Raw genomic sequence first — 14,642 nt, 5'->3', positions numbered from 1 at the left:
CCCCCGCCTGATCAGGCGGGGGTTTTTGCATTTGTGACGGCCGAAATCCGTCGCTCTAATCCTCTTCCCGTCTCCAGCGCATCGCATGCGCGGGAGATGCGCGAAAACGACCGAGTGATTCGGCACGACCGTCTGCTCTCTGGCGTTTCATTCTCGAACCGTTTCCCCGCTCAAACCATGATCCGCAAGATCGGCAAAAACCTGCCCGGGACGACGGCCGATTCCTTTTCGCCGATCTTCTACGCGCCGAGCGACAGATAGAGCGCTGCTGCATTCGGGTCGGCTTCGATCACGAAACTCGCGATGCCTCGCGCTGCAGTTCTGTCCGAACCGCCGTCCACAGGGGCGGCCAATACCCTGACCGATATGATCCGGACGGACAAACAGCCATCCGGGTGTCGGTCGCTCGCAGTCCATCGCCGCCCTAACCCAGAAACCGACGATCCGACGCTCGCACTAGGCGACATAGCCGATCGACTCGTCGATCGTCTCCGGCGTGATCGTGAGATCCGTTTCCCAAAAGTCGAGCCATTCCCACGGACATCCTCAGTGCGCCTTCGACAGGCGAGCCAGCATCGTCAACGGCTTGGTGTCCGAAGCGCGGGCGGCACGTACGGTAAATGGTGTGCCGCATTTCGTCTCCCGTTCGTCGTATCGTTCACGAGCCGCGCTCGACTTTCGCTTTCGACCGCAATCGACGTCGTCCCGCGATCATCACCACGCAGATGCCGATCGACGCCAGGACATTGACGATCGGGTAAAACGCGACTGCGACGCTCCAGCTCTGCAGCGCCAGCACTGCGAGCGCGTATTTGACGATGCAGAGCGCGAAATAGGTCAGGCTTTCGCTCCACGGATCACGGATCGTCTTGCGAACGGTCGGGCCGAGGCCGGCCAGCTCGATCAACGTCACCAGGCAGATCGACAGCGTCGGATCATCGGTCAGCATCCAGAGCGGAATGGCCGATAGCGCAGCACACAGGAACATCCAGTCGGCGCGAGTCCAGCTGCGTTCGCCGCGAAAGATGCTCGCTACGAAGGTCAGCACGCAGGTGACGGCGATCGCTGCCGTGCACCACGCCGACGGTCCCGCTCCCGCCACGAATTGACCGGCCGCGGCAATGACCGTGACGACCGACCAGATGAGCCACGTGAACAGATGCGGGCGAACGGTGCGACGGTAGATCGCGAGCGCGTACGGCACGGGCGCCACCAGCGACACGGCGGATCCGACGACACCCAGCACCGAAGCAACACCCAGATCGACCACCATCATCGCAGCGACCTCGCCGGCAAGGACCGCTCGGTATGTGAGCAGGCCGTGTCACGGGCAACCTGGTCCGAGCATTGCGCACAGCCGGGCTCCGCCCCGCGTCGGCCCGAGAGCAGCGGGTGCGCGAGAGCCGACGGAGCAAACGCATCGACCGCCAGCTTCTGCACAAACCGGCCCCTCACTGCTCGGCCTGCGTCGCGTTGTTGATGTCGCGCCGAAACGCGCCGGGACTCGTGCCTGTCCATTTCCGAAACGCACGATGAAACGCGCTCGGTTCGGTAAATCCGAGCGCGGCCGCGATCTCCGCGACGCTCAACGTCTGTTCTCGCAGCAGCGACTGCGCGAGCGCACCACGCAGTTCGTCCTTGATCGACGCGAAGCTCTGTCCTTCGCTGCGCAAGCGTCGCCGCAGCGTCGGCGGCGTCGTGCCGAGCCGCGCAGCCAGCGTGTCGAAGTCCGGCCATTCGGCTGCAGGCAACGCTTTCAGATGCGTGCGCGTTCGCGCGACCCAGCCCGTATCGTGCCGATAGCGCACCAGCAGATTGCCGGGCGCGCCGCGCAGAAACGTCTTCAATGCCTGCGCCGACCGGATCGTCGGCAGCGACAGATACGCGGCATTGAACGTGAGCCGGCTGTCCGGACGATCGAAATGCACGGGCACGCCGAAGAAGCGGTGATAGTCGCTGCGCTGCGCGGGGCTCGCGCACGCGAAATCGATGCGCTGCAGCGGGATACGCCGGCCGATCAGCCAGCACGCGACGCCGAGCAGAATCAGCCAGAACGTCCGGTATGCAAACGCCGGATACGGCGTGTCGGACGGCGCGAGCACGATCTGCGCCAGCCCGTCCGCGACGACGAGTTCGCCGTGCGGTTCGTCGAGCACCACGCGCAGAAACTGCAGCGCGCGCCGCAACGCCTTTTCGAGCGTGCCGGCGTTCAGCACGGCGTGACACAGCAGCGTGAAGCTGCCGCGCCGCATCGGGCGCGCGGCGAGCCCGAAGAATTCGTCGTCGAGCGCGCTGGCGATCTCGAGCCACAGCCGGCCGTACTGCTGCGGCGTCACGGGCTCGCGCACGACCGGCGGCAGCCCGGCCGCGTGCAGCACGGGCGCGATCGGAAGCCCTTGCCGACGCATGCATGCAAGCGCATCCTCGACGAAGCCCGGCGAGATCATTTGCGGCCCCATTTCGTCTGCTGTCTCCCGACATGGCAAAACCGATCACGATTCTAGTTTCTGTTTGTCATTGATTGCAATGTGACGGCTGTCTACCATCGATGTACCCCCCGACGCCCTGCGGCCCGCCGGCGGTCATAACGAACAGGAGACACGCATGCCTGATGGAGCAACCGCCCGGGCGGTGCCGGCGTATGCCGACGCCGTGGCCCGGTTCCGAATCGACACTGTCGCGGCGCAGCTGCACGGCGACCTCGAGCATGGCCTGAACGCCTGCGTCGAATGCTGCGACCGTCATGCGTCCGGCGATGCGGTCGCACTCGACTGGATCGACTTCGACGGCGCGCATCGTCGCTTCACGTTTGCTCAGATGAAAGCGCTTGCGGCGCGCGTGGCGAATCTGCTGGTCGCGCGCGGCGTGAAGCCGGGCGACGTGGTGGCCGGGCTGTTGCCGCGCACGCCCGAACTGGTCGCGACGATCCTCGGCACGTGGCGCGCGGGCGCCGTCTATCAGCCGCTGTTCACGGCGTTCGGTCCGAAGGCGATCGAGCACCGGCTGCGCATGAGCGATGCGCGACTCGTCGTGACGAACGTCGCGAACCGCGCGAAGCTCGACGAGGTTGCCGATTGTCCGCCGGTCGCGACGGTGCGCGCTCCCGAAGCGCCGCTGCCGGACGGCGACATCGACTTCCGCGCGGCGCTGGACGCGCAGTCCGATACGTTCGAGCCCGTACTGCGCAAGGGCACCGACCTGTTCATGATGATGTCGACGTCGGGCACGACGGGCTTGCCGAAGGGCGTGCCCGTGCCGCTGCGCGCGCTGCTCGCGTTTCGCCAGTACATGTGCGATGCCGTCGACCTGCGCGCCGAAGACCGGTTCTGGAACATTGCCGATCCCGGCTGGGCATACGGACTGTATTACGCGATCACCGGACCGCTGCTGCTTGGCCACGCGACGACGCTGTACGAAGGCGGCTTTACGGTCGACAGCACCTACGACGTGATCGAACGGCTCGGCATTACGAGCCTCGCCGGTTCGCCGACGGCGTACCGGATGCTGATGGCGGCCGGCTCCGATGCGGCCGCGCGCATCAAGGGCAAACTGCGCGTGGTCAGCAGCGCGGGCGAACCGCTGAACCCGGAAGTCGTGCGCTGGTTCGATGCGGCGCTCGGCGCGCCGATCTACGATCATTACGGCCAGACCGAGCTCGGCATGGTCGTGAACAACCATCACGGGCTCGCGCACGTCGTCCATCCCGGTTCCGCCGGTTTCGCGATGCCGGGCTACCGCGTCGCGGTGCTCGACGACGCGGGTCGCGAGCTCGGTCCGGGCGAGCCCGGCACGCTCGCGATCGACATCGCGCGTTCGCCGCTGCTGTGGTTCGACGGATACTGGCGGCAGGACACGCCGGCGATCGCAGGCGGCTATTACCGCACGGGCGACAACGTCGAACTGGAGCCGGACGGAACCGTCAGCTTCATCGGCCGCGCGGACGACGTCATCACGTCGTCCGGCTACCGGATCGGCCCGTTCGACGTCGAGAGCGCGCTGATCGAACATGAGGCGGTCAGCGAGGCGGCCGTGATCGGCGTGCCCGATCCCGAGCGCACGGAGATCGTCAAGGCCTTCGTCGTGCTGTCGAACGGCTACGAAGGCACGCCGGCACTCGCCGAAGCGTTGAGTCTGCACGTGAAACGGCGGCTGTCCGCGCACGCCTATCCGCGCGCGATCGAGTTCGTCGACGCGCTGCCGAAAACGCCGAGCGGCAAGATCCAGCGCTTCGTGCTGCGCAAGATGGAGGCCGACAAGGCCGCTGCCCAATCCTGAATACTTCTATAACGGACTCCGAATGAAGATCAAAGATCGCGTTTTCCTGATCACGGGCGCCGGTTCCGGCCTCGGCGCCGCGGTGGCGCGCATGGTCGTCGCCGAAGGCGGCAAGGCGATGCTGCTGGACGTCAATGGCGACGCGCTGGCGAGCGTCGCGCACGAGCTCGGCGCGGCGGCACGCCTGCTGAAGACCGACGTCACGAGCGAAGCCGACGGGCAGGCCGCGATCGCGGCCGCACGCGACGCGTTCGGCCGCATCGACGGGCTCGTGAACTGCGCGGGCGTCGCGCCGGGCGAGAAGGTCGTCGGCCGCGACGGCCCGCATTCGCTCGAGCGCTTTACGCGTGCGGTATCGATCAACCTCGTCGGCACGTTCAACATGATCCGGCTTGCCGCCGAGGCGATGTCGAAGCAGGACGCCGACGCGGAAGGCGAGCGCGGCGTGATCGTGAACACCGCATCGGTGGCCGCGTTCGACGGCCAGATCGGACAGGCCGCGTATGCGGCGTCGAAAGGCGGCGTGGTCGGCATGACGTTGCCCATCGCGCGTGAGCTCGCGCGCTTCGGCATTCGGGTCGTGACGATCGCGCCGGGCATTTTCGCCACGCCGATGATGGCCGCGATGCCGCAGGAAGTGCAGGACGCGCTCGGCAAGAGCGTGCCGTTCCCGCCGCGGCTCGGACGTCCCGAAGAATTTGCGGCGCTGGTGCGCCATATCGCCGAGAACACGATGCTGAACGGCGAAGTCATCCGTCTCGATGGCGCGTTGCGCATGGCACCGCGCTGACACTGGAGGAAACGAATCATGACGACACAGGATCCGATCGTAATCGTCGGTGCGGCGCGTACGCCGATGGGCGGCTTTCAGGGCGACCTGGCCGCGGCGAGCGCGAGCGATCTCGGCGCGGTGGCGATCCGCGCGGCGCTCGAGCGCGCGAACGTACCGGCCGAGCGCATCGACGAAATTGTGTTCGGCTGCGTGCTGCCGGCCGGACAGGGGCAGGCGCCGGCACGTCAGGCCGCGCTGAAGGCCGGCCTGCCGCTATCGGCGGGCGCGACGACCGTCAACAAGATGTGCGGCTCGGGGATGAAGGCCGCGATGTTCGCGCACGATCTGCTGTATGCCGGCTCGGCAAAGGTCGCGGTCGCGGGCGGGATGGAAAGCATGACGAATGCGCCGTATCTGCTGCCCAAGGCACGCGCCGGCATGCGGATGGGGCACGGCCAGGTGCTCGATCACATGTTCCTCGACGGGCTCGAGGACGCCTATGAAAAAGGCCGCCTGATGGGCACGTTCGCGGAAGACTGCGCGCAGGCCTATCAGTTCACGCGCGAAGCGCAGGACGCGTTCGCGATCGCGTCGCTCACGCGTGCGCAGCGCGCGATCGCCGAAGGCCGCTTCGCGGCCGAAATCGCGCCGGTCACGGTGAAGGCCGGCAAGACGGAAACCGTCGTGTCGATCGACGAGCAGCCGGGCAAGGCGAAGCTCGACAAGATCCCGACGCTGAAGCCCGCGTTCCGTGAAGGCGGCACCGTCACGGCTGCGAACGCGTCGTCGATCTCGGACGGCGCGGCCGCGCTCGTGATGATGCGCCGCTCCGAAGCGCAGCGTCTCGGTCTCACGCCGAAGGCCGTGATCGTCGGGCACGCGACGTTTGCGAACAAGCCGAATCTGTTCGCGACCGCGCCGATCGGCGCGATTCGCACGCTATCCGAAAAGACCGGCTGGAACCTGCGCGACGTCGATCTGTTCGAGATCAACGAGGCGTTCGCAGTCGTCCCGATGGCGGCGATGCGCGATCTCGATCTGCCGCACGACAAGGTCAACGTGCACGGCGGTGCGTGCGCGCTCGGTCATCCGATCGGCGCATCGGGCGCACGCGTGATGGTGACGCTGCTGGCCGCGCTTGAAACGTACGGCCTGAAGCGCGGCGTCGCGTCGCTGTGCATCGGCGGAGGCGAAGCGACGGCGATCGCGATCGAACGCGTCGCGTAACGGCGAGTGCATCGGCGCGCGGCACGGTGGCGCGCGCGGTGCGAGGGGTGACGACGAGTGACGCACGCGGCCACGCCGCTGCGCGCTCGCGTCGCCCTTTTTGCGCGCGCTAGCGCGGCGCCTTCGGCGACACGGCGCCGCACGCGCGCAGCACGAGCTGCACGACCTGCTCGGTCTTCTCGTCGAACGCCCTCTGCGTGAGCGCACGCTTGCCGCTCAGCGCACGGATCTGCGCGTCGAAATCCGCATAGTGCTGCGTGGTCGCCCAGATCAGATACATCAGCGCACGCGCATCGATCGGCGCGAGCAGCCCGCGCGCGATCCAGCCGTCGATCACTTTCACGCGCGTATCGAACCACGGCTTCACGCGGTCCGACAGAATGTCGTGCATATGCTCGGCGCCGTGGATGATCTCGTTCGCCCACACCTTCGAGCCGAGCGGCCGGCGCCGCGACAGCGCCATCTTCGCGCGCACGTAGTTGCCGATCGCCTCCACCGGATCGTCGCCGGCCTCGAACGAACCGGCCGCGCGGTGCCAGTCCTCGAATAGATCGTCGAGCACGCGGCGATACAGCGCGAGTTTCGTCGGGAAGTAGTAGTGCAGGTTCGCCTTCGGCAAACCGGCGCGCTCCGCGATCATCGCGGTGCTCGCCCCGTCGAGCCCGCGCTCGGCGAACACGGCTTCCGCGCACGCGAGCAGATGCGCTTCGTTGCTCTCGCGGATGTGCGCCTTGCGTCGCCGCAAAGGCGTGTGCGCTGGATCGCTTTCGGTCACTGCGGCGCTCGCGTCGTCATGTCTCATCGTTGTCCTTGCGCGGCGCGCATGCCGCGTTGGGCTTCATTCTAGCCGCTCGTGCGCGTCGCGCCCATGCACGGCCGTGCGGCCGGTGCACGCGATGTTGCGATGCGGTGGCACGTTTCTCGCTCGTTCGATCCCGCAAAGAAAGACATTGCTTTGGCAATTTTGATCGTCTAAAACCTGTCCAATCGGACAGGATTCGATGCGCGGCGAGCAGCCGTGCTAACCCCGCCGGCGATGTGTCGGACGAAATGCGCCAACGATGCGCACACGCACCGCAGCCGTGCACGTGTGCGCCGAAACGGACCGCGTGCGCACCCGGCGAAGACCGGATCGACGACCTCACCGACCCCACAGGAGCGACGCGAATGAATGCGGTATCGGAAGCATTGAAGCGGACGGCCATCGATCCGTCGGTCAAGGTAGACGGCAAGCGTTTGTGGAACAGCCTGATGGAAATGGCGAAGATCGGCGCGACGCCGAAGGGCGGCGTGTGCCGCCTTGCGCTGACCGATCTCGACAAGGCGGGCCGCGACCTGATCGTTCGCTGGGCGAAGGAAGCGGGGTGCACGGTGACCGTCGATACGATGGGCAACGTGTTCATGCGCCGCGCCGGGCGCGTCGCCGATGCGGCGCCGGTCGTCACGGGCTCGCACGCGGATTCGCAGCCGACCGGCGGCCGCTTCGACGGCATCTATGGCGTGCTCGGCGGTCTCGAGGTGATTCGGAGTCTGAACGACCACGGGATCGAGACCGAGCATCCGGTCGAGGTCGTGATCTGGACCAACGAGGAAGGGTCGCGCTTCGCGCCTGCCATGGTCGCGTCGGGCGTGTTCGCGGGCGTGTTTACGCTCGAGTACGGGCTGTCGCGCAAGGACGTCGACGGCAAGACGATCGGCGAGGAACTCCGGCGCATCGGCTATGCGGGCGACGTGCCGTGCGGCGGCCGGCCGTTGCATGCGGCGTTCGAGCTGCATATCGAACAAGGGCCGATTCTCGAGGCCGAGCGCAAGACGATCGGTGTCGTCACCGATGCGCAAGGGCAGCGCTGGTACGAGATCACGTTCACCGGACAGGAAGCGCATGCCGGCCCGACGCCGATGCCGCGCCGTCGCGATGCGCTGCTCGGCGCGGCGCGCGTCGTCGATCTCGTCAACCGGATCGGCCTCGATCACGCGCCGTTCGGCTGCGCGACGGTCGGGATGATGCAGGTGCATCCGAACTCGCGCAACGTGATTCCGGGCCGCGTGTTCTTCACCGTCGATTTCCGTCATCCGGACGATGCGGTGCTCGCGCAGATGGATGCCGCGCTGCGCGACGGCGTCGCGCGCATCGCGGCCGACATCGGCCTCGAGACGGCGCTCGAGCAGATCTTCTACTACAAGCCGGTCGCATTCGATCCGGCGTGCGTGCAGGCCGTGCGCGACGCCGCCGAGCGCTTCGGCTATTCGCATCGCGACATCGTGTCGGGTGCCGGCCACGATGCGTGCTATCTCGCGCAGGTCGCGCCGACGTCGATGGTGTTCGTGCCGTGCGTCGACGGCATCAGTCATAACGAGGTCGAAGACGCGACGCCCGAGTGGATCGAGGCCGGCGCGAACGTATTGCTGCACGCGATGCTGTCGCGCGCGTGCGAGCCGGTGTCATGACGCAGCAGCCGTAACGCGGCGCGCGGCCCGCACGCCGCCGCCGTACTGCATTCAGCAGCACGATCGTCCCGGCGCCGCAACGCAGCCGGCGGGGACGGCTTTGTCTCCACTCAGCCGAAGGAACGCGTATGACCACCCAGCCAACCGGCGATATCGCCGCGCATCGCCAGTCGTCCACGCAGCTCTCCTGCGAATTCGCGGACATCGCGCCGCTGCTCGACCCCACCGCGGCCGCGGCGGCCGCGAGCCGCTGCCACTACTGCTACGACGCGCCGTGCGTGCACGCCTGCCCGACGCAGATCGACATTCCGGGCTTCATCCGCAAGATCGGCAACGGCAACCTGAAGGGCGCGGCGATCGACATCCTGTCCGCGAACCCGCTCGGCGGGATGTGCGCGCGCGTCTGTCCGACCGAAATCCTGTGCGAGGGCGCATGCGTGCGCAACCATCAGGACGCGCAGCCCGTCGCGATCGGCGCGCTGCAGCGGCATGCGACCGACTGGGCGATGGCGAGCGGCGCGGTGCGCTTCCAGCGCGCGCCCGACACGGGATACCACGTCGCCGTGGTCGGCGCGGGGCCGGCCGGGCTCGCGTGCGCGCACCGGCTCGCACTCGCCGGCCATCGCGTGACACTGTTCGATGCGCGTGCGAAGGCGGGCGGGCTCAACGAATACGGAATCGCCGCCTACAAGACCGTCGACGATTTCGCGCAGCGCGAAGTGGACTGGCTGCTGTCGGTCGGCGGCATCGAGCTGAAGACGGGCGTCGCGCTCGGCCGCGACCTGACGCTCGACGCGCTGCGCGAAGGGCACGATGCGGTGTTTCTCGCGATCGGCCTCGGCGGCGTGCGCGCGCTCGCGGTGGAGGGCGAGCAGCTCGCGGGCGTGATGAACGCGGTCGATTTCATCGAACAGGTGCGGCAGGCCGATGCGCTCGAGAACGTGCCGGTCGGGCGCCGCGTGGTCGTGATCGGCGGCGGCAACACGGCGGTCGATGCGGCCGTGCAGAGCCGCAAGCTCGGCGCGGAGCGCGTGACGATGGTGTATCGGCGCGGCGTCGAAGCGATGAGTGCGACCTGGGCCGAACGCGAGTTCGCGCAGAAGAACGGCGTGACGCTCGTCACGCATGCGCGCCCGGTGCGGATGATCGGTGCAGGCGGTCAGGTGACGGGCGTCGAATTCGACACGGCGTGCGGCGAGCGCCTGACGATCGACGCGGACATGGTGCTGAAGGCGATCGGCCAGACGCTCGTGCCGGACGGCGTCGCCCCCGCGCTGCTGACGCCCGACGGCGCGCGCATTGCCGTCGACGCGGACGGACGCACCGCATGGCCCGACGTATGGGCAGGCGGCGACTGCGCCGCGACGGGCGGCATCGATCTGACGGTACAGGCGGTGCAGGACGGCAAGCGCGCAGCCGCGTCGATCGACGCCGCGCTCGCGCAACGCAGTGTGCGCGCCGCGTGAGCGGTGCATCGCGCGTCCTCGTATCGACGACAACGACCCCACCTTCACGGAGCCGAACATGGCCGATCTTCGCTGCACCATTGCGGGCATCACTTCTCCGAATCCGTTCTGGCTGGCCTCCGCGCCGCCGACCGACAAGGCCTACAACGTCAACCGCGCGTTCGAGGCGGGCTGGGGCGGCGTCGTCTGGAAGACGCTCGGGCTCGATCCGCACGTCGTCAACGTCAGCTCGCGCTACGGCGCCGTGCAGTGGAACGGCCAGCGGATCGCGGGGCTGAACAACATCGAGCTGATCACCGATCGTCCGCTCGACGTGAACCTGCGCGAAATCGCGCAGGTGAAGCGCGACTGGCCCGACCGCGCGCTGATCGTGTCGCTGATGGTGCCGTGCAACGAGCGCGACTGGAAATGGATCCTGCCGCTCGTCGAGGACACCGGCGCCGATGCGGTCGAACTGAACTTCGGCTGTCCGCACGGCATGAGCGAGCGCGGCATGGGCGCGGCCGTCGGGCAGGTGCCCGAATACGTCGAGATGGTCACGCGCTGGGTCAAGGAAGGCACGAAGCTGCCGTGTCTCGTGAAGCTCACGCCGAACATCAGCGACATCCGGATGGGTTCGCGCGCCGCCTACAAGGGCGGCGCGGACGGCGTGTCGCTGATCAACACGATCAATTCGATCGTCGCGGTCGATCTCGACCAGATGGCGCCGATCCCGACCGTCGACGGCAAGGGCACGCACGGCGGCTACTGCGGGCCGGCGGTCAAGCCGATCGCGCTGAACATGGTCGCGGAGATCGCGCGCGATCCGGAAACGCCGAACCTGCCGATCTCCGGCATCGGCGGCATTTCGACATGGCGCGACGCCGCCGAATTCATCGTGCTCGGCGCGGGCAGCGTGCAGGTCTGCACGGCCGCGATGCATTACGGATTCCGGATCGTGTCGGACCTCGTGGACGGGCTGTCGAACTGGATGGACGACAAGGGCTATGCGACGCTCGACGACGTGCGCGGCCGCGCGGTGCCGAACGTCACCGACTGGAAGTACCTGAACCTGCAGTACGACATCAAGGCGCGCATCGACCAGGACCGCTGCATCCAGTGCGGGCTGTGCCACATCGCCTGCGAGGACACCTCGCATCAGGCGATCACGCGCGAGAAGGACGGCGTGCGGCACTTCGAAGTCGTCGATGCGGACTGCGTCGGCTGCAACCTCTGCATGCACGTGTGTCCGGTCGAACAGTGCATCACGATGGAGCGCGTCGATGCGGGCGGCTACGCGAACTGGACCACGCATCCGAACAACCCGGCACGCGCGGACGCAGGCGCGGGCGCCGCGCCGCCCGAGAAGCATGCGAAGGCGGCCTGAGCGGTAGCCGGCGGCGCGGTGCGAGCCGGGCCGCCGTTTTTCGATTCCGTCGGCCGGCATCGAGCGATGCCGGCGCGGACGTTTCCGTGGAGCGCATCCGATGAAAGCGACAGCGAACGGTGCCGAACCCGACGGCATGGCGATGCCGGGCGGCAGCCTGTACAACGACGATCTCGCGCCGACGACGCCGGCGCAACGCACCTGGAAGTGGTATCACTTCGCGGCGCTGTGGGTCGGGATGGTGATGAACATCGCGTCGTACATGCTGGCGGCCGGCCTGATCCAGGAAGGCATGTCGCCGTGGCAGGCGGTGCTGACCGTGCTGCTCGGCAATCTGATCGTGCTCGTGCCGATGCTGCTGATCGGCCACGCAGGCGCAAAGCACGGGATCCCGTATGCGGTGCTCGTGCGCGCGTCGTTCGGTACGCAAGGCGCGAAACTGCCGGCGCTGCTGCGCGCGATCGTCGCGTGCGGCTGGTACGGGATTCAGACCTGGCTCGGCGGCAGCGCGATCTACACGCTGCTGAACATCCTGACCGGCAACGCGCTGCACGGCGCGGCGCTGCCGCTCGTCGGCATCTCGTTCGGGCAGCTCGCGTGCTTTCTGGTGTTCTGGGCGCTGCAGCTGTATTTCATCGTGCACGGCACCGATTCGATCCGCTGGCTCGAAAGCTGGTCGGCGCCGATCAAGGTCGTGATGTGTATCGCGCTCGTCTGGTGGGCGACCTCGAAGGCGGGCGGCGTCGGCTCGATGCTGTCCGCGCCGTCGCAGTTCGCGGCCGGCGGCAAGAAGGCCGGGCTGTTCTGGGCGACCTTCTGGCCGGGCCTCACCGCGATGGTCGGCTTCTGGGCGACGCTCGCGCTGAACATTCCCGACTTCACGCGCTTCGCGCATTCGCAGCGCGACCAGATGATCGGGCAGTCGCTCGGGCTGCCGGTGCCGATGGCGCTGCTGTCGATCGTGTCGGTGGTCGTGACGTCCGCGACGGTCGTGATCTACGGCAATGCGATCTGGGATCCGATCGACCTCACGAGCCGGATGACGGGCATCGGTGTCGGCATCGCGCTCGTGATCCTGACGCTCGACACGATGTGCTGCAACCTCGCCGCGAATCTGGTCGGCCCCGCGTACGACTTCTCGAGCCTCTGGCCGAAACGGATCTCGTACCGCACGGGCGGGCTGATCACCGCGACGATCGCGATCGTGATGATGCCGTGGAAGATCCTCGCGACGACCGACGGCTACATCTTCACCTGGCTCGTCGGCTATTCGGCGCTGCTCGGCCCGGTGGCCGGGATCCTGATGATCGACTACTTCCTGATTCGCGGCACGCAGCTCGACACGCGCGCGCTGTTCGACGAAAGCGGCGGCTTCAGCTATGCGCGCGGCTGGAATCCGGCCGCGCTCGCCGCGCTCGCGATCGGCGTGCTGCCGAACTTGCCCGGCTTTCTGCATACCGCGTTTCCGGCGTCGTTCCCGAACGTGCCGGCGTTCTTCAATACGCTGTACACCTACGCGTGGTTCGTCGGCCTCGTGCTGGCGTCGTGCGTGTACGGCACGTGGATGAGATGGCGCGCGGCGCAGCGCGCGCAGATCGCGAGTGCATGACGCGCGACATGCGCGCCATGCGGCACCCGACAGTCAACGAGGAGGCAACGAGATGGCAATCCTGATTCGCGGCGGCACCGTGATCGATGCGGACCGCTCCTATCGCGCGGACGTGCTGTGCGCCGAGCCGCAGGACGGCGGCACGATCCTGCAGATCGCCGAGAAGATCGACGCGCCGGCCGGCGCGACGATCGTCGACGCGCACGACCAGTACGTGATGCCGGGCGGCATCGATCCGCATACGCACATGGAACTGCCGTTCATGGGCACGACGGCGAGCGATGATTTCTACTCGGGCACGGCCGCGGGGCTCGCGGGCGGCACGACGAGCATCATCGATTTCGTGATCCCGAGCCCGAAGCAGCCGCTGATGGACGCGTTTCGCGAATGGCGCGGCTGGGCCGAGAAGGCCGCGGCCGATTATGGCTTTCATGTCGCGGTCACCTGGTGGGACGAATCCGTGCATCGCGACATGGGCACGCTCGTGCGCGAGCACGGCGTGTCGAGCTTCAAGCATTTCATGGCGTACAAGAACGCGATCATGGCCGACGACGAGATCCTCGTGAACAGCTTCACGCGTTCGCTCGAGCTCGGTGCGCTGCCGACCGTCCATGCGGAGAACGGCGAGCTCGTGTTCCGGCTGCAGCAGGCGCTGCTCGCGCGCGGGATGACGGGCCCCGAAGCGCATCCGCTGTCGCGGCCGCCCGAAGTCGAAGGCGAGGCGGCGAACCGCGCGATCCGCATCGCGCAGGTGCTCGGCGTGCCGGTGTATATCGTCCACGTCTCGGCGAAGGACGCGGTCGATGCGATCACGCGCGCGCGCAGCGAAGGGCTGCGCGTGTTCGGCGAAGTGCTGCCCGGCCACCTGGTGATCGACGAGGCCGTGTATCGCGATCCCGACTGGACGCGCGCGGCCGCGCACGTGATGAGCCCGCCGTTCCGCTCGGCCGAGCATCGCGAAGCGCTGTGGCGCGGGCTGCAGGCCGGGCAGCTGCACACGACGGCGACCGATCACTGCGTGTTCTGCGCCTCGCAGAAGGCGATGGGTCGCGACGATTTCACGAAGATTCCGAACGGCTGCGGCGGCGTCGAGGATCGGATGTCGGTGCTGTGGCATCACGGCGTGAACCACGGCCGCATCACGCCGAACGAGTTCGTGCGGATCACGTCGACGAATGCCGCGCAGATCTTCAACCTGTATCCGCGCAAGGGCGCGGTGCAGGTCGGCGCCGATGCGGATCTCGTCGTCTGGGATCCGGCCGCGACGAAGACGATCTCGGTGAACACGCATCACCAGCAGGTCGACTTCAACGTGTTCGAGGGGATGACCGTGCAGGGCGTCGCGACGCACACGCTCACGCGCGGTGCGCTCGCCTGGGCCGACGGCGAGCTGCGCGCGGTGCGCGGCGCGGGCCGCTACCTGAAGCGGCCGCCCGTGGCCGGCTACTACGAGGCGGCGCGCATCGCGAACCGGCTGCG

The 14,642-nt window shown here is 67.6% G+C and carries 12 protein-coding genes and 1 pseudogene; 9 read left to right on the top strand and 4 right to left on the bottom strand.

The window, feature by feature from the left end:
• A partial coding sequence (locus tag HMPREF3115_RS30760; RefSeq protein WP_141751652.1) for a hypothetical protein occupies positions 1–261 on the top strand: 261 nt, incomplete at its 5' end.
• On the opposite strand, the pseudogene HMPREF3115_RS33050 reads toward HMPREF3115_RS30760, so the two are convergent.
• The 3 genes and pseudogenes from HMPREF3115_RS33050 to HMPREF3115_RS07680 form a co-directional block, all read right to left on the bottom strand.
• Positions 171–576, bottom strand: a pseudogene (locus HMPREF3115_RS33050) (GNAT family N-acetyltransferase). The gene HMPREF3115_RS30760 and the pseudogene HMPREF3115_RS33050 overlap by 91 nt on opposite strands.
• A gap of 82 nt (positions 577–658) precedes the next feature.
• Positions 659–1,276, bottom strand: a complete 618-nt coding sequence (locus tag HMPREF3115_RS07685) for a hypothetical protein (protein WP_070553976.1) — start codon at positions 1,274–1,276, stop codon at positions 659–661.
• A gap of 175 nt (positions 1,277–1,451) precedes the next feature.
• Positions 1,452–2,459: an AraC family transcriptional regulator gene (locus tag HMPREF3115_RS07680; RefSeq protein ID WP_053298917.1), complete on the bottom strand. Its 1,008-nt coding sequence runs from the start codon at positions 2,457–2,459 to the stop codon at positions 1,452–1,454.
• Positions 2,460–2,604: 145 nt separating this feature from the next.
• Between HMPREF3115_RS07680 and HMPREF3115_RS07675 the strand changes: the two genes are divergently transcribed.
• From HMPREF3115_RS07675 to HMPREF3115_RS07665, 3 genes are read left to right on the top strand one after another with little or no spacing between them, the layout of a single operon-like run.
• Positions 2,605–4,275 (top strand): acyl-CoA synthetase, encoded by a 1,671-nt coding sequence (locus tag HMPREF3115_RS07675; RefSeq protein WP_070553975.1) that lies wholly within the window; start codon positions 2,605–2,607, stop codon positions 4,273–4,275.
• 22 nt (positions 4,276–4,297) lie between these two features.
• The gene (locus HMPREF3115_RS07670; RefSeq protein ID WP_006402876.1) at positions 4,298–5,065 is read left to right on the top strand and encodes a 3-hydroxyacyl-CoA dehydrogenase; all 768 of its coding nucleotides are present in this window, start codon (positions 4,298–4,300) and stop codon (positions 5,063–5,065) included.
• A gap of 18 nt (positions 5,066–5,083) precedes the next feature.
• Positions 5,084–6,274, top strand: a complete 1,191-nt coding sequence (locus HMPREF3115_RS07665; RefSeq protein ID WP_006407308.1) for an acetyl-CoA C-acetyltransferase — start codon at positions 5,084–5,086, stop codon at positions 6,272–6,274.
• A 109-nt stretch (positions 6,275–6,383) separates the two neighbouring features.
• Here the strand turns inward: HMPREF3115_RS07665 and HMPREF3115_RS07660 are convergent, their stop codons facing one another.
• Positions 6,384–7,076, bottom strand: a complete 693-nt coding sequence (locus HMPREF3115_RS07660; protein ID WP_070553973.1) for a TetR/AcrR family transcriptional regulator — start codon at positions 7,074–7,076, stop codon at positions 6,384–6,386.
• A 365-nt stretch (positions 7,077–7,441) separates the two neighbouring features.
• On the opposite strand from HMPREF3115_RS07660, the gene HMPREF3115_RS07655 reads away from it, so the two are divergent.
• The 5 genes from HMPREF3115_RS07655 to hydA form a co-directional block, all read left to right on the top strand.
• Positions 7,442–8,722 carry a Zn-dependent hydrolase gene (locus HMPREF3115_RS07655; protein ID WP_070553971.1) on the top strand — a complete coding sequence of 427 codons (1,281 nt, stop codon included), beginning with the start codon at positions 7,442–7,444 and terminating at the stop codon, positions 8,720–8,722.
• Between the two features lie 128 nt (positions 8,723–8,850).
• Positions 8,851–10,188: an NAD(P)-dependent oxidoreductase gene (locus HMPREF3115_RS07650; protein WP_070553969.1), complete on the top strand. Its 1,338-nt coding sequence runs from the start codon at positions 8,851–8,853 to the stop codon at positions 10,186–10,188.
• A gap of 58 nt (positions 10,189–10,246) precedes the next feature.
• On the top strand, positions 10,247–11,554 hold the full coding sequence (gene preA, locus HMPREF3115_RS07645) for an NAD-dependent dihydropyrimidine dehydrogenase subunit PreA (protein WP_006407312.1): 1,308 nt from the start codon (positions 10,247–10,249) through the stop codon (positions 11,552–11,554).
• Between the two features lie 100 nt (positions 11,555–11,654).
• A complete protein-coding gene (locus HMPREF3115_RS07640) occupies positions 11,655–13,163 on the top strand; it encodes an NCS1 family nucleobase:cation symporter-1 (RefSeq protein ID WP_070553968.1) in 1,509 nt (502 codons plus the stop codon).
• Between the two features lie 52 nt (positions 13,164–13,215).
• Positions 13,216–14,642 (top strand): dihydropyrimidinase (gene hydA, locus HMPREF3115_RS07635; RefSeq protein ID WP_070553966.1); only part of this gene is annotated, 1,427 nt, incomplete at its 3' end.

Source organism: Burkholderia sp. HMSC10F09, from assembly GCF_001806955.1.
Classification (GTDB): Bacteria; Pseudomonadota; Gammaproteobacteria; order Burkholderiales; family Burkholderiaceae; genus Burkholderia; species Burkholderia multivorans.
The sequence above is the reverse complement of the archived record's forward strand: the minus strand, read 5'-3'. Positions and strand labels throughout refer to the sequence as shown.

Coding starts and splice junctions, on each gene's coding strand:
- HMPREF3115_RS07685 (WP_070553976.1), bottom strand. CDS start 1,276: ATGATGGTGGTCGATCTGGGTGTTGCTTCGGTGCTGGGTGTCGTCGGA.
- HMPREF3115_RS07680 (WP_053298917.1), bottom strand. CDS start 2,459: ATGGGGCCGCAAATGATCTCGCCGGGCTTCGTCGAGGATGCGCTTGCA.
- HMPREF3115_RS07675 (WP_070553975.1), top strand. CDS start 2,605: ATGCCTGATGGAGCAACCGCCCGGGCGGTGCCGGCGTATGCCGACGCC.
- HMPREF3115_RS07670 (WP_006402876.1), top strand. CDS start 4,298: ATGAAGATCAAAGATCGCGTTTTCCTGATCACGGGCGCCGGTTCCGGC.
- HMPREF3115_RS07665 (WP_006407308.1), top strand. CDS start 5,084: ATGACGACACAGGATCCGATCGTAATCGTCGGTGCGGCGCGTACGCCG.
- HMPREF3115_RS07660 (WP_070553973.1), bottom strand. CDS start 7,076: ATGAGACATGACGACGCGAGCGCCGCAGTGACCGAAAGCGATCCAGCG.
- HMPREF3115_RS07655 (WP_070553971.1), top strand. CDS start 7,442: ATGAATGCGGTATCGGAAGCATTGAAGCGGACGGCCATCGATCCGTCG.
- HMPREF3115_RS07650 (WP_070553969.1), top strand. CDS start 8,851: ATGACCACCCAGCCAACCGGCGATATCGCCGCGCATCGCCAGTCGTCC.
- preA (WP_006407312.1), top strand. CDS start 10,247: ATGGCCGATCTTCGCTGCACCATTGCGGGCATCACTTCTCCGAATCCG.
- HMPREF3115_RS07640 (WP_070553968.1), top strand. CDS start 11,655: ATGAAAGCGACAGCGAACGGTGCCGAACCCGACGGCATGGCGATGCCG.